This window comes from Phyllobacterium sp. OV277 (assembly GCF_900104355.1).
Taxonomy (GTDB): Bacteria; Pseudomonadota; Alphaproteobacteria; order Rhizobiales; family Rhizobiaceae; genus Phyllobacterium.
Window position 1 is genome coordinate 588,947 of the sequence record NZ_FNIY01000001.1, and the last position, 13,193, is coordinate 602,139.

At 56.2% G+C, this 13,193-nt stretch carries 12 protein-coding genes; 8 read left to right on the top strand and 4 right to left on the bottom strand.

The window, feature by feature from the left end; translation table 11 throughout:
• Position 1 precedes the first annotated feature (1 nt).
• The gene (locus tag BLU05_RS02975; RefSeq protein ID WP_091877716.1) at positions 2-415 is read right to left on the bottom strand and encodes a carboxymuconolactone decarboxylase family protein; all 414 of its coding nucleotides are present in this window, start codon (positions 413-415) and stop codon (positions 2-4) included.
• Positions 412-627 carry a hypothetical protein gene (locus BLU05_RS25855; RefSeq protein WP_139210387.1) on the bottom strand — a complete coding sequence of 72 codons (216 nt, stop codon included), beginning with the start codon at positions 625-627 and terminating at the stop codon, positions 412-414. Before BLU05_RS25855 ends, BLU05_RS02975 begins: the two co-directional genes overlap by 4 nt.
• Before the next feature lie 240 nt (positions 628-867).
• On the opposite strand from BLU05_RS25855, the gene BLU05_RS02980 reads away from it, so the two are divergent.
• From BLU05_RS02980 to BLU05_RS03005, 5 genes are all read left to right on the top strand, one after another.
• Positions 868-1,869, top strand: coding sequence for an ABC transporter substrate-binding protein (locus BLU05_RS02980; RefSeq protein WP_091877717.1), 1,002 nt, complete (start codon positions 868-870; stop codon positions 1,867-1,869).
• A 121-nt stretch (positions 1,870-1,990) separates the two neighbouring features.
• A complete protein-coding gene (locus tag BLU05_RS02985; protein ID WP_091877718.1) occupies positions 1,991-2,878 on the top strand; it encodes an ABC transporter permease in 888 nt (295 codons plus the stop codon).
• On the top strand, positions 2,871-3,941 hold the full coding sequence (locus BLU05_RS02990) for a quaternary amine ABC transporter ATP-binding protein (protein WP_091877719.1): 1,071 nt from the start codon (positions 2,871-2,873) through the stop codon (positions 3,939-3,941). Before BLU05_RS02985 ends, BLU05_RS02990 begins: the two co-directional genes overlap by 8 nt.
• Positions 3,942-4,505: 564 nt before the next feature.
• Entirely contained in the window at positions 4,506-6,086 is a 1,581-nt protein-coding gene (locus BLU05_RS03000) for a trimethylamine methyltransferase family protein (RefSeq protein ID WP_091877720.1), read from the top strand.
• 62 nt (positions 6,087-6,148) lie between these two features.
• The gene (locus tag BLU05_RS03005; protein WP_091877721.1) at positions 6,149-8,725 is read left to right on the top strand and encodes a GcvT family protein; all 2,577 of its coding nucleotides are present in this window, start codon (positions 6,149-6,151) and stop codon (positions 8,723-8,725) included.
• A 285-nt stretch (positions 8,726-9,010) separates the two neighbouring features.
• Here the strand turns inward: BLU05_RS03005 and BLU05_RS03010 are convergent, their stop codons facing one another.
• Positions 9,011-9,769 (bottom strand): phosphate/phosphite/phosphonate ABC transporter substrate-binding protein, encoded by a 759-nt coding sequence (locus BLU05_RS03010; RefSeq protein WP_091877722.1) that lies wholly within the window; start codon positions 9,767-9,769, stop codon positions 9,011-9,013.
• A gap of 9 nt (positions 9,770-9,778) precedes the next feature.
• The gene (locus BLU05_RS03015) at positions 9,779-10,813 is read right to left on the bottom strand and encodes a fatty acid desaturase (protein ID WP_091877723.1); all 1,035 of its coding nucleotides are present in this window, start codon (positions 10,811-10,813) and stop codon (positions 9,779-9,781) included.
• Positions 10,814-10,928: 115 nt separating this feature from the next.
• On the opposite strand from BLU05_RS03015, the gene BLU05_RS03020 reads away from it, so the two are divergent.
• From BLU05_RS03020 to BLU05_RS03030, 3 genes are all read left to right on the top strand, one after another.
• The gene (locus BLU05_RS03020; protein ID WP_091877724.1) at positions 10,929-11,765 is read left to right on the top strand and encodes a helix-turn-helix domain-containing protein; all 837 of its coding nucleotides are present in this window, start codon (positions 10,929-10,931) and stop codon (positions 11,763-11,765) included.
• Positions 11,766-11,853: 88 nt separating this feature from the next.
• Complete coding sequence (gene bmt, locus BLU05_RS03025) at positions 11,854-12,867, top strand: betaine--homocysteine S-methyltransferase (RefSeq protein WP_091877725.1); 1,014 nt, start codon at positions 11,854-11,856, stop codon at positions 12,865-12,867.
• On the top strand, positions 12,864-13,070 hold the full coding sequence (locus tag BLU05_RS03030; RefSeq protein ID WP_091877726.1) for a hypothetical protein: 207 nt from the start codon (positions 12,864-12,866) through the stop codon (positions 13,068-13,070). The genes bmt and BLU05_RS03030 overlap by 4 nt, the downstream gene beginning before the upstream one ends.
• The last annotated feature ends 123 nt before the right edge of the window (positions 13,071-13,193 follow it).

Sequence of the window (13,193 nt, forward strand, 5' to 3'; positions counted from 1 at the left end):
TTTAAGGCCTTTTGGGTTTGAACGCAGCATCGACAGGTGGTTTTAAACCATTGGCGAGCCGATTGGTTTCATTGGCCATGCCGACAACCGCCAGAAGTTCCATCAATTGCGGATCGGTCATGCCCTTGGCGCGGGCAGAAGCCGTGTGCGACCAACTGCAATAGTCGCAATTATTGGTGGCGGAAACCGCGATATAGATCATCTCTTTGACCAGCGGATCGAGCGCCCCGGGTGCCATGACTTCCCGCAGACTCTCCCATGTCCGTTTGAGAAGCTTTGGATCATTCGCCAGCACTTTCCAGAAATTGTTGACCCAGTCGGTGCCGCGCGTTTTCATGATGTCATCATACACGGCACGCACCGCTTCATCAGCCTGTTCATACTCAATCATCGGAACAATGGTTTGGTCAGTCATCGTGCTTTCTCGCGCTCTTGAGCCTTGGGAAATACGCCCGGAAATAACGGGCAGAAGAGGCCCAGACCCCAGATTGAGCCCGCCAGAACGAAAAAGTCCATTGGAATTCTTGCACAGGAAAATCCGCCGCTTAGAACCAGAAAAATCGGGAAAATACGCCCAACAGTAAATGAAATGGTGAAGAAAAATCGCCTAAAGCGTTGATCTTTCATGAACTGGCTTGTTACAATACCCGGATGAACATTGTGACATCCACCTTCACAATTGATTTCCCGGCGTCGTTATATCGACAGGTGCTGTCGCGATATACCGCATTAATTGAACGAAACCATTGCATTCTGACGCGATAAGGATGCCAAATGGCACACAAACGAACAGCTGGGCAAAAGGCAGTGCCAAGTTAGATTCGTACCGGGTGAACGAACTGTCAAAACGAGTGGGAGACTAAACCTATGAAGAAGCTACTTGCTTCAACTTTATTGGCCGCAGGGTTTTTCGGCTTTGCCGGAGCCGCTTCGGCAGCAGAATGTGGTTCCGTTACCATCGCAAATATGAACTGGCCGTCTGCTGAAGCCTTGGCCAATCTGGACAAGCTTGTGCTCACCGAGGGCTATGGCTGCGATGCGGAACTGGTCGCTGGCGACACCGTTCCAACCTTCACATCAATGATCGAAAAGGGACAACCGGATGTCGCGCCGGAAGGCTGGCTCAATTCGGTGCGTGAACCGCTCGAAAAGGCAGTCAAGGAAAAGAAGCTTGTCTATGCTGCACCTGCCATTACGGAAGGCGGCACGGAAAGCTGGTGGATACCCAAATATTTCGCCGATGCACATCCTGACATCAAGACAATCGCCGATGCCATGAAGCATCCGGAGCTTTTCCCCTCACCTGAAGATCCGAAGAAGGGTGCGGTTTACAACTGTCCGTCAGGCTGGGCCTGCCAGATCACAACAACGAATTTTTACAAGGCCTATGAAGGCGACAAACACGGCTTCACCCTTGTTGACACGGGTTCCGCGGCTGGCCTCGACGGCTCGATTGCGAAAGCTTACGAGCGCAAGGAGCCATGGCTCGGTTATTACTGGGGTCCAACAGCCATTCTCGGCAAATATCCCATGGTTAAACTCGACAATGGCGTGCCATTTGATGAAAAGGAATGGCAGCGCTGCACCACCATCGCCGATTGTCCTGATCCAAAGCCGAATGGCTGGGCAAAATCCGACATCTACACGATCGTCACCACGAAATTTTCTGACAGGGCTGGACCCGCGTTCGACTATTTGAAGAAGCGTCAGCTCTCCACGGTCGAGTTCAACGCGCTTCTCGCCTGGATGGTCGACAATCAGGCCACCGGTGAAGATGGTGCAAAATATTACCTGAAGAACAACGAAGCCACCTGGTCAAAATGGGTTTCTCCGGAAGCCGCTGCAAAGATCAAGGCAGCCGTTCAATAACCGACTGAATTGATGCGGCGAAGACCCTCTTCGCCGCATCGCACCATCCCGAATGGGCCGAGCGTTATCGCGTTCGGTCGCGATGGTCATTTCTTGACCCACAAAGAAGGGGGCGCAACATATGGATTGGTTCTATTCATTCCCGAAAATGAATGACGAGACACTCCGCAATTTGAAAAAAGCCATGGATGAAGGCTTCAAGGCTTTCACCCGCAGCTATGGCGATGTGATCGAGTCATTTTTCCAGCCGCTGCAATATTTTCTCATCCAGGCCGAAAAGTTCATGACATCGACACCGTGGCCAATCATGGTCCTGCTGATCGCCGGTATTGCCTGGATCGCCAGCCGCAACTGGAAGATCGTTGCCGGAACGGTCATCACTCTCCTCCTCATCGGCTATTTCGATATGTGGAGCGATGCGATGAAAACCATCGCGATGATTTTCGTCGGCACTGTCGTGTCCATCGTCGTCGGCATCCCCATCGGCATCGTCATGGCCCGCTCCGATACATTCCAGCGCGTCGTCAATCCCATTCTTGACGTCATGCAGACCATGCCAAGCTTCGTCTATCTCATCCCCGTGGTCATGCTTCTCGGCATCGGCAAGGTTCCGGGCCTCATCGCCGTGGTGATCTACGCCATTCCGCCGATGATCCGCCTGACCAATCTCGGCATCCGGCTTGTTGACAAGGATGTGCTTGAAGCGGCTGACGCCTTTGGCTCCTCCAGCTGGCAGCGCCTCAAGAATGTGCAGATACCGCTCGCCCTTCCCACCATCATGGCCGGTATCAACCAGACCATCATGATGGCGCTTGCCATGGTGGTTATCGCTTCGATGATCGGTGTACAGGGTCTCGGCCAGCCGGTTCTGCGGTCGGTCAACGGCCAGTTCTTCTCACTCGGACTTTTCAACGGTCTTGCCATTGTCGGCATTGCCATCATTTTTGACCGCGTCAGCCAGGCCTATGGCATGCGCCTTCAAAAGCACCAGGAGGTGGTTCATGGCTGATCGTTCCGTTCAGGGCGCCGGTATCCAGATCAAGAATCTCTACAAGATTTTTGGCCAGAAACCTGCGAACTATGTCGATGCCGTCAAGAAGGGCATGACCAAGACCGAGCTCAATGAAAAGTACAACCATGTGCTCGGCCTGCGCGATATCAATATCGATATGCCCGCCGGTTGCATTCAGGTTGTCATGGGCTTGTCAGGTTCCGGTAAATCGACACTGATTCGCCATATCAACCGGCTGATTGATCCGACTGCCGGCGAAGTCATCATCGACAAGTCAGATGTTTGCAAGATGAACCAGAACGATCTGCGCGAGTTCCGCCGCCACAAGACGGCGATGGTTTTCCAGAAGTTCGCACTGCTTCCGCATCGCACGGTGCTCGACAACACGGTCTATGGCCTTGAAATTCAGGGCCTGAGCCGGGCAAAGCAGGAAGAACAGGCCCGCCGCTGGATTGAACGCGTTGGCCTGAAAGGCTTTGAGGACAATTATCCCAACCAGCTTTCCGGCGGCATGCAGCAGCGCGTGGGTCTTGCCCGTGCGCTCACCAATGACGCGCCGATCCTGTTGATGGACGAAGCCTTCTCGGCGCTTGATCCGCTGATCCGCATGGACATGCAGTCTGTGCTTCTGGATTTGCAGAAGGAAATCAAGAAAACCGTTGTCTTCATCACCCACGATCTTGATGAGGCGCTGCGTCTGGGCGACCGCATTGCAATCTTGCGCGATGGCGAGGTGGTTCAGCAGGGAACCGGACAGGATATCGTGCTGAAACCTGCGGACGAGTATATTTCCAGCTTCGTCAAGGAAGTGAACCGCGGCCGGGTGATCATGGTGGATACCATTTCCACCAAAGGAGATGGTGCTGGCAATGCGGGTGGCGTGACGGTGAAAACCGGCACAATCCTCGAGGAAGCCGCCAAAACCATGACCGACGCCAACCAGCAGCATGCAACGGTTGTCGATGAAAGTGGTAAGCCGCTGGGTGTCATCAGTATGAACAATCTGATTCAGGCCATGGTTACGCCAATCAGCCATCTGACCCATCAGGCTGCTGAGTAGCAGCGCTTTATCTCCGCTTTGTGGGAGAGACTCGCCGTGCTGATACTTCTGTGCTGGGAGGTGGCATTCACCCCCCTCTGCCTTGTCAGGCATCTCCCCCACAAGGGGGGAGATCACATTGACATGAACGCTTTCCCACAACAGGAAACGTTTCAAATTGTGCAAAGGCAGTAGTGAGAGCTGATCTCCCCCCTTGTGGGGGCGATGTCCGACAGGACAGAGGGGGGTGAATGCCACCGGTTCGTGGTTCGTGGTTCGACAGGCTCACCATGAGGGACCTGGGTGGACGCAACGCTAATCGCCAACATTGCACTTCACACCTCTGCACTTCACACCATTGCAGAACTCACTCCCTGCACCCCACCACTCTCCCTCATGGTGAGCCTGTCGAACCACGCACAACCTTGGTGCAACTCTGTTCAATAAATTCTCCCTCTCAACTCCTTAACACCTGTTTCCCCCTCTCGCCCATGTCGCTTCCCTTGCGGTCAGCGTCGCTCACGCCGCGCACGAATTTCCCGTCTGTGGCGATAGTGGCACCATCGCAAGTGAAGGGCATGAGCTATGAGTGAACCGGCAACAGACATCGAAATCCCCGCAACGGCACGCGATCATGGCCGGCGTGGCGGACGGTCCCGCCCCCGCAGCATTGAAAGCGGCGCATTCGACCAGCCTCCCTTCCGTCAATTGAAGATTCCGTTCGCGCCCACCAAGATCATTTCCGATGATGAGCTGGAATCCATCCACAATGCCTCGCTGCGCGTTTTGCAGGAGATTGGCGTCGACGTGCTGCATGATGGCGCGCGGGAGATCATGAAACAGGCGGGCGCAGATGTGCGTCCCGGCACCATGCGCGTGCATTTTGATAAGGACATGATCCTTGAATATGTCGGCTACGCGCCGTCGGAATTCACCCTGCACGCCCGCAACCCCGCCCACAATGTGCGTTTCGGCGGCAACAACCTAATTTTCGCGCAGATGGGATCGGCGCCCAATTGTTCCGACACGGACAATGGCAGACGATCCGGCAATCAGGCGGATTTCCGCAACTTCGTCAAACTGGCGCAGATGCACAACATCATCAACATGACGGGCGGCTATCCCGTTGAACCGATCGATATTCATCCATCGGTTCGCCATCTCGAATGCATCCGCGATCTTGCCACTCTCTCCGACAAGGCTTTTCACATTTATTCGCTCGGCAAGGAGCGCAATCTGGATGGCATTGAAATCGCCCGCATTGCCCGTGGCATCAGCCAGGAGCAGTTGCAGAACGAAGCCTCCTCCTACACCATCATCAACACCAATTCGCCCCTGAAGCTCGATGTGCCGATGATGGAAGGCATCATCCATATGTCGGGCAATGGCCAGATTGTTATCGTCACTCCGTTCACGCTGGCAGGAGCCATGGCCCCCGTCACCATCGCCGGTGCGCTCGTTCAGCAGAATGCCGAAGCGCTTGCCGGTATCTCCTTTACCCAGATGGTGAAGAAGGGTGCGCCTGTCGGTTATGGCGGCTTCACCTCCAATGTCGATATGAAATCCGGTGCACCTGCTTTCGGCACACCTGAATATATGAAGGCGCAGATGGTCGGCGGCCAGCTCGCCCGCCGCTATAAGATCCCCTATCGCACCTCCAATGTTTGCGCCGCCAACACGGTCGATGCGCAGGCTGCCTACGAATCCGTCTTCTCGCTCTGGGGTGCAATCCAGGGCGGCGGCAATTTCATGCTGCATTCCGCCGGTTGGCTGGAAGGTGGCCTGTGCTGTTCCTACGAAAAGATGATCCTCGATTTTGATCTGTTGCAGATGGTGGCGGAGTTCCTGACGCCGCTCGATCTGTCTGAAGATGCACTCGGCCTCGACGCCATGCGCGACGTTGGTCCCGGTGGCCACTTCTTCGGCACAGCCCACACCCAGTCCCGCTACAAGACGGCGTTCTATGCGCCGATCATATCAGACTGGCGCAATTACGAGACATGGCAGGAAGCCGGTTCCCCCACGGCCATTGATCGCGCCAATCGCGTCTGGAAGGAGCGGCTTGCCACCTATGAGAAGCCTCCTATCGATCCGGCCATCGAGGAAGAGCTGAACGCCTTCGTGGCCAGACGCAAGGCCGAGGGCGGCGCGCCGACCGATTTCTGACGGCCCTTTGAATCAAACTCTCAACGCATTGAATCATATTCCTATACAAGAGGCATAAGTGAATGAAATCGCACGTTAAAGCAGTTGTCATTGGCGGCGGCGTAGTTGGATGTTCGGTCCTTTACCATCTCGCCCGCGCCGGCTGGACGGATGTTCTGCTGATCGAACGCTCGGAGCTGACATCGGGGTCATCCTGGCATGCGGCTGGCGGTTTTCACACGCTGAACGGCGATCCGAACGTCGCCAAGCTGCAGGCCTATACGGTCAGCCTCTACAAGGAAATCGAAGAACTCTCTGGCCAGTCCTGCAGCCTGCATCTGACCGGCGGCGTGATGATGGCCGACTCGCCCGAACGCATGGATTTCCTGCGCCTCGCCCATGCACGCGGCCGCTATCTCGGTATGGACACCGAGCTAATCACCCCGTCGGAAGCCAAGGCCATGTTCCCGCTGATGGACGAAACCAACTTCGTCGGCGCCATGTGGGACCCGGTTGAAGGGCACCTTGATCCATCCGGCACCACCCATGCCTATGCCAAGGCCGCGCGCAAGCTTGGTGCTGAAATCAGCCTGCGCAACCGCGTTGTTGAACTGACGCAGGAAGTGGACGGCACCTGGAATGTCGTCACCGAACAGGGAACGGTAAAGGCCGAACACGTCGTCAATTGCGGCGGCCTCTGGGCCCGCGAAGTCGGCCGCATGGTTGGCCTCGAATTACCAGTGCTTGCCATGGAGCATATGTATCTTCTGACTGAAGATGTGCCCGAAGTCATGGAATTCAACCAGTCAACAGGCCGCGAACTCATCGGCGTCATGGATTTCAAGGGCGAGATTTATACCCGTCAGGAGCGCAATGGCATTCTGCTCGGCACCTATGAAAAGGCCGCCAAGCCGTGGTCGCCGGTTAATACCCCATGGGATTTCGGCCATGAACTTCTGGCACCGGATATTGATCGCATCGCCCCTTCCCTCGAAGTCGGCTTCAAGCATTTCCCCGGCATCGAAAAGGCCGGCATCAAGCAGATCATCAATGGACCGTTCACCTTCGCGCCGGATGGTAATCCGCTCGTCGGCCCTGTTCCGGGCCTGACCAATTACTGGACCGCCTGCGCCGTCATGGCCGGGTTCAGTCAGGGCGGCGGCGTCGGGCTCGCCCTTTCCAACTGGATGGTGCATGGCGAACCCGGCTTTGACGTCTGGGGCATGGATGTGGCGCGGTTCGGCGAATGGGCAACCCTGCGCTATACCAATGCCAAAGTACGCGAAAACTATTCGCGCCGCTTCTCCATCCGCTTCCCCAATGAAGAACTGCCCGCCGCACGGCCGCAGCAGACAACGCCGCTCTATGACACCATGGTTAGCCAGAACGCCGTCATGGGCGATTCCTGGGGACTGGAAACACCGCTCTGGTTTGCGCCAAAGGGCACAGAAGCCAAAGATATCGTTTCATATCACCGCTCCAACGATTTCGAGCATATCGGCAATGAAGTCCGCGCCACGCGTGAGCGGGTCGGCGTGACCGAAATCGCCAACTTCGCCAAATACGAAGTCACCGGCAGCGGCGCGGAAGCATTTCTTTCCTATCTCATGACCAACACCATGCCGAAGACAGGCCGTCTGGTGCTGACACCCATGCTGAATGAAAAAGGCAAGCTGATCGGCGATTTCACCATCGCCAAAGCAGCCGAGGATCGCTTCCTCATCTGGGGTTCGTCCGCCGCCCAGCGCTATCACATGCGCTGGTTCCAAAAACATCAGCCAAAAGACGGTTCGGTGCATATCCACCGCTTCGACCAGACGCTGGTTGGCCTTTCCATCGCCGGGCCGAAATCCCGCGATCTTCTGGCCAAACTTGTCGATGAAGATGTGTCGAACACTGCCTTCCGGTTCATGGATTTCCGCGAAATGGCCGTTGGCGGCGCACCGTGCAAGGTCAACCGCATTTCCTATACGGGCGATCTCGGTTACGAAATCTGGATGGAACCGGCCTATCAGCGCCTTGTCTACAAGGCCATCAAGGAGGCGGGCAAGGAATTCGACATTGTCGATTTCGGCATGCGCGCTTTGCTATCCATGCGGCTGGAAAAGAATTTCCCCACATGGTTCCGCGAATTGCGCCCGATCTATGGGCCCTATGAAGGCTCGATGGATCGTTTCATCAAGCTCACCAAGAATGATTTTATCGGCCGCGAACCCGCAGCGCAGGAAAAAGCCGAATTTGACGCCGGAATCAGCAAAAAACTGCGCCGCGTATCGCTGATCATCGATGTGCCCGATGGTGATGGTGCTGCCGATGTCATGGGCGATGAGCCAATTTGGGCCAAGGTTACCAAGGATTATGGTGTCGTGGAAGCCGGCCACGGCGTTGGCGCCCCGCGCTTCGACCACACCGGTGCCGCTGTTTCCTTTGATGGCGACAAGGGTGCTGTTCAGGGCGATTGGCGCGTTGTCGGCTGGGTGACATCGGGCGGTTACGCCCATTATGTCGGGCATTCCATGGCACAGGGCTATGTGCCTGCCGAGTTGGCTGAAAACGAGAGTGCTGGTCTATTCGAGGTGGAAATCCTCGGCCTCCGCCGCGCTGCCCGCATCAATATCGAGCCACCATTCGATCCATCCGGGGCAAAAATGCGCGGGTGAGTTGAGGGTTGTATTCCAACACATCTGTTATCCCTGATCTACTCTCCATCATCCTCCGCTCCACCGCCAACCTTGGATACCATCCCTCCGTCATCCTCGGGCTTGACCCGAGGACCCATTACTGAGAAATGCGTCGCGCTTGCGAAGATCGCTGCCCTCTTTTGCCGTGGGTCCTCGGGTCAAGCCCGAGGATGACGGTGGAATGGAGGATGACGGACGGATGATGCCCGTGGAATAAGGACCGAGGACGGTGGAGTTGAGAATGTTGCGGAATGCGCGGCGTTTTTAAACAACCACACCTTCAAAGGCTGAGATAAATGGCAGGCCCTTGCGCTTGGCGGTCCAGCCTATCACGATCAGGGCACTTGCTGCCTCGTCATAGCGCTGGGCAAGTGCCCAGGACTTGATATCAATAGCGGCAATATCCGCACGCCCTGACGCCACGGCTTGCACCGAGGCACGGTGGCCGCCGGTTTCAATGAGGCGGGCAAACAGGCTAAAACTCTCACCCGTTGCGGCCAGATCGCGCTGGAGGCCGAGATAGCCGGACATGGAATCATGGCTGTTGAAAGCAAGGCGTTTTCCGCGCATGTGGGCGATGGGTAAAATCGGCTGGCTGTCCTGCGACGCAGGCACGGCTACCCCCTCGCCCCGGCGCATCACCAGCGCGCTGGAATAGAGCGCGTCATCGCCGCCCGCCACACCCGAATAGTCGTCCTGCCCCGCCACATGCACATGGGCGGCAAGACCGAGTTCCATCGGACCCCAGCAGGTCTGCGCGAACAGCAATGCGGGATGGCGCCACAGCGTCGGCATATCGAGTTCATCGGGGGCAAGCGATGCCGGATCAGGCGCAATCACATGACCGGCGGCATCGCGGATACCGCCCGCTACAGCAGGAAGATCGCCATTGCGCCGCGTCAAAAACTCCGGCGCATCAAACCCTTTGGCGCGAAGCTCATCTCGAATGGCAACCCACTGCGCATCCACTTCGGCGCGGCGTTCCGGCCAATCATACATCGGCAAGGCTGCAATGAGTGTCATACGGGTAGTTTACTCTGTCGGAGGCTCGGCGGGAATAGGCACGCTCGTTCCGCCCTGCAGGGAAATGCCATGGCGGCGTGGACGAAAAGCCCGTCCAGGTGCGGGTTCACGGCGCAGGACCGGGTGAACGACTTCTTCCTTGCTGCGGAATGCATAGGCACGCAGGATTTCAAAGTAGTTGCGGAAGACATAGCCGCCATTCATGGCTTTCCACTCTTCACGCTGCTCGCGATAGAGTTTTGGCAATTTGTACCACGGCACAGTCGGCCGCTTGTGATGGACGAAATGCAGATTGTTGTTGAGAAACAACAGCGCCAGCGGCGATTTCTCGACAATAATTGTGCGCCCATCCGGGCGCTCGGACCACTGGTGTTCGCAATAGGAGCGGATGGCAATGATCGCCAGTCCCCAATAAACCGCGGTCAATGCATAAAGCCAAAGCGGGATACCGAATTCGACCAGCAGGACAACCAGAGGAATAAGTCCGGCCGCATGCAGGAGCCATGCGGTGCGCACTTTCCGGTCACCACCGGATATCAGCTTGATATCCGTGGCGATGAATCCCACAATCATCAACGCTGGTCCAACAATGATACGGCCAAGCATCGTATTGTTCCATTTCAGCAGCATCTTGAGAGCGGCAGGCAGCTTCTCCCAATCCCCTAACGCCCGGTAATAGCTTTCCGGATCGTCATAGGGATCGGTCAGGCGCTCATCCGCATGGTGTTTCAGATGCAGATGCTTATAGCGGCGGTAGGGGTAGAAGAGACCGATAGGCAGGGAGACAAGAAACTCATTGAGCATGCCGCTGCGGGTCGGGTGCCCGTGCAAGGCTTCATGCTGTAAAGAAGAGTGAAATGCGACGGCAACCGCCATCAGTGCCAAGGCCACAAAAGGCATGGTTGGATAGAGGTAAAATCCTGACACCAGCCATAAACCGTAGCAGATGATCATCAATGCAAGGGTAGGCCATTCAATGCCAGGGTGCTTGTGTCCCCGACCGGATTTGTCAGTTAGTTCGGCTGTATGTGCTTCTGATTCCATGACTTTCATCCTCTCACTGTCAGGAACTGTCAGCAACGCGATTTTAGTGATAAACTGTTGATTATGCGCACCAAATGATGCAATTGTTGTATTTAGTAAACAAAAAGGCATGCAAATGGACAAACGGGATCTCTCGCGCCTGTTTCAGGACCGCATCCGGAGCCTGCTTGCCCGCAGCGGCGATAATCAATCGTCGTTTGCTTCAGCCGTCGGCATAGACCGTTCAGCACTCTCGCAACTTCTCTCCGGCCAGTCGACGCGCCTGCCCCGCGTTGAGACACTGCTCAACATTGCCGAGCGCTATGCAGTATCTCTCGATTGGCTGCTTGGTCTCAGTCAGGATGAGGCGATCACCGGCGAACTGCGCGCCAGTATGGAGATTGAGGAAGGCCATGACGGTTTCGAGCGCACGCTGCTGGTGCGCTGGCATGCGGAGGCGACAGGCAGCAAGATCCGCTATGTACCGGCGCGTATTCCCGACCTGCTGCGCACACAGGCGGTGATTGCCTACGAGACTTCGCTTGTACACCGCGATCCCACGACCCAGATCACTGAAACTGCGTTCCGGCTTGATTACAATCGCCAGCCGGGCACGGACATGGAAGTATGCATGCCCTACCAGACCCTGCGCGATTTCGCTGGTGGCGGCGGCATCTGGGGCGACCTTTCGCGCGCGGTACGCGTTGAACAGCTTCAGCATATGACGGCCCTGCTTGATGAGCTTTATCCGTCCTTCCGGCTGTTTCTGTTTGACGGGCGCGAGCGGTTCTCGGTGCCCTACACCGTGTTCGGCCCCTACCGCGCTGCGATCTTTGTCGGCGAGATGTATCTGGTGCTCAACACAACGGATGCCGTGCAAACCCTGCAACGGCATTTCGATGGTCTGATCCGCGTGGCAAAGATCAATGCCCACGAGGTTGGTGCTTATATTTCGTCATTGAAGGTCGATTGAGTGCTAGAGCTTGTCGCAAATGAATATTGACCACATATAAAGACTTCCTTATATCGTTATCTAAGTCTCATCACAGGAACTGCGCGCCATGACCATTGCCAATCCGCTTGCCGATCTTCTCGCTGAAAAGGGCGTTCTGCTGGCCGATGGTGCGACGGGCACGAACCTGTTTGCCACGGGTCTGGAAGCCGGTGAAGCACCCGAACTCTGGAACGAAGCCCAGCCGGAAAAAATCCTCGCGCTGCATCAAGGCTTTGTCGATGCCGGTGCTGATATCATCCTGACCAATTCCTTCGGCGGCACACGCCATCGCCTCAAGCTACACCATGCGCAAGACCGCGTGTTCGAGCTCAACAAGAAGGCCGCTGAACTTGCCCGCGCTGTCGCCGATAAGGCAGACCGCAAGGTGATTGTGGCTGGCTCTGTCGGTCCGACGGGCGAACTGCTGGTTCCACTTGGTGCGCTAACCGAAGAGGACGCTGTCGCTGCGTTTACCGAACAGCTTGAGGGTCTGAAGGCTGGCGGTGTTGATGTCGCATGGATCGAAACCATGTCGGCTCCGGGTGAAATTCGCGCTGCAGCAGAAGCTGCCGTGAAGGTCGGCCTGCCTTATGTCTACACAGGCTCGTTCGATACGGCTGGCAAAACCATGATGGGCCTGCCACCAAAAGAGATTCACGGCGTTGTCGATGGGCTGGCCCAACGCCCGGTTGCTGTCGGTGCCAATTGCGGTGTCGGCGCGTCGGATATTCTGGCCTCCCTGCTCGACATGTCCGAAGCTGATCCCACAGCCACCATTGTCATCAAAGGCAATTGCGGCATTCCGGAATTTCGCGGCGCGGAGATTTTTTACTCCGGCACGCCCGAATTGATGGCAAATTATGCGCATCTCGCCATTAATGGCGGTGCAAAAATCATTGGCGGCTGCTGCGGCACCTCGTTTGAACATCTGGCCGCGATGCGCCACGCGCTGGATAACCATATCCATAGCACGCGCCCGACGGTGGAAACCATTGTTGAGGCGATCGGACCAATGCGCAACAAGCTCGCTGCCCATGCGGATGACCTGCCGAAGCGCGAACGTCGCGGACGTCGCGGTTGAACCTGGGCTGGATCGGCGCACTGCCTGACCCGTTGGGCATTATCGTTTTTCTCATCCTGGGCTACCCGGTCCCATTCATCCTTGCGCTTGTCGTGCTTTATATTATCGCGCGATATGCATTCCGCTGGTCCGTGCTTGTCAGCCTCCTGATGAGTGTTATCGTTGGAACGCTCGCGTTCTTTGCGGGTCTTTCATTTTTTTAATGGTTCGTGGTTCGTGCAGCCCGCAGGAACTCGCTGCGATAACCAATGGCATCATCGCCCCTTTGACGATGCCAAAGGTCCAATCCTTGGGTGAAAAAACGAAATCAATCAAAATATTTTTTG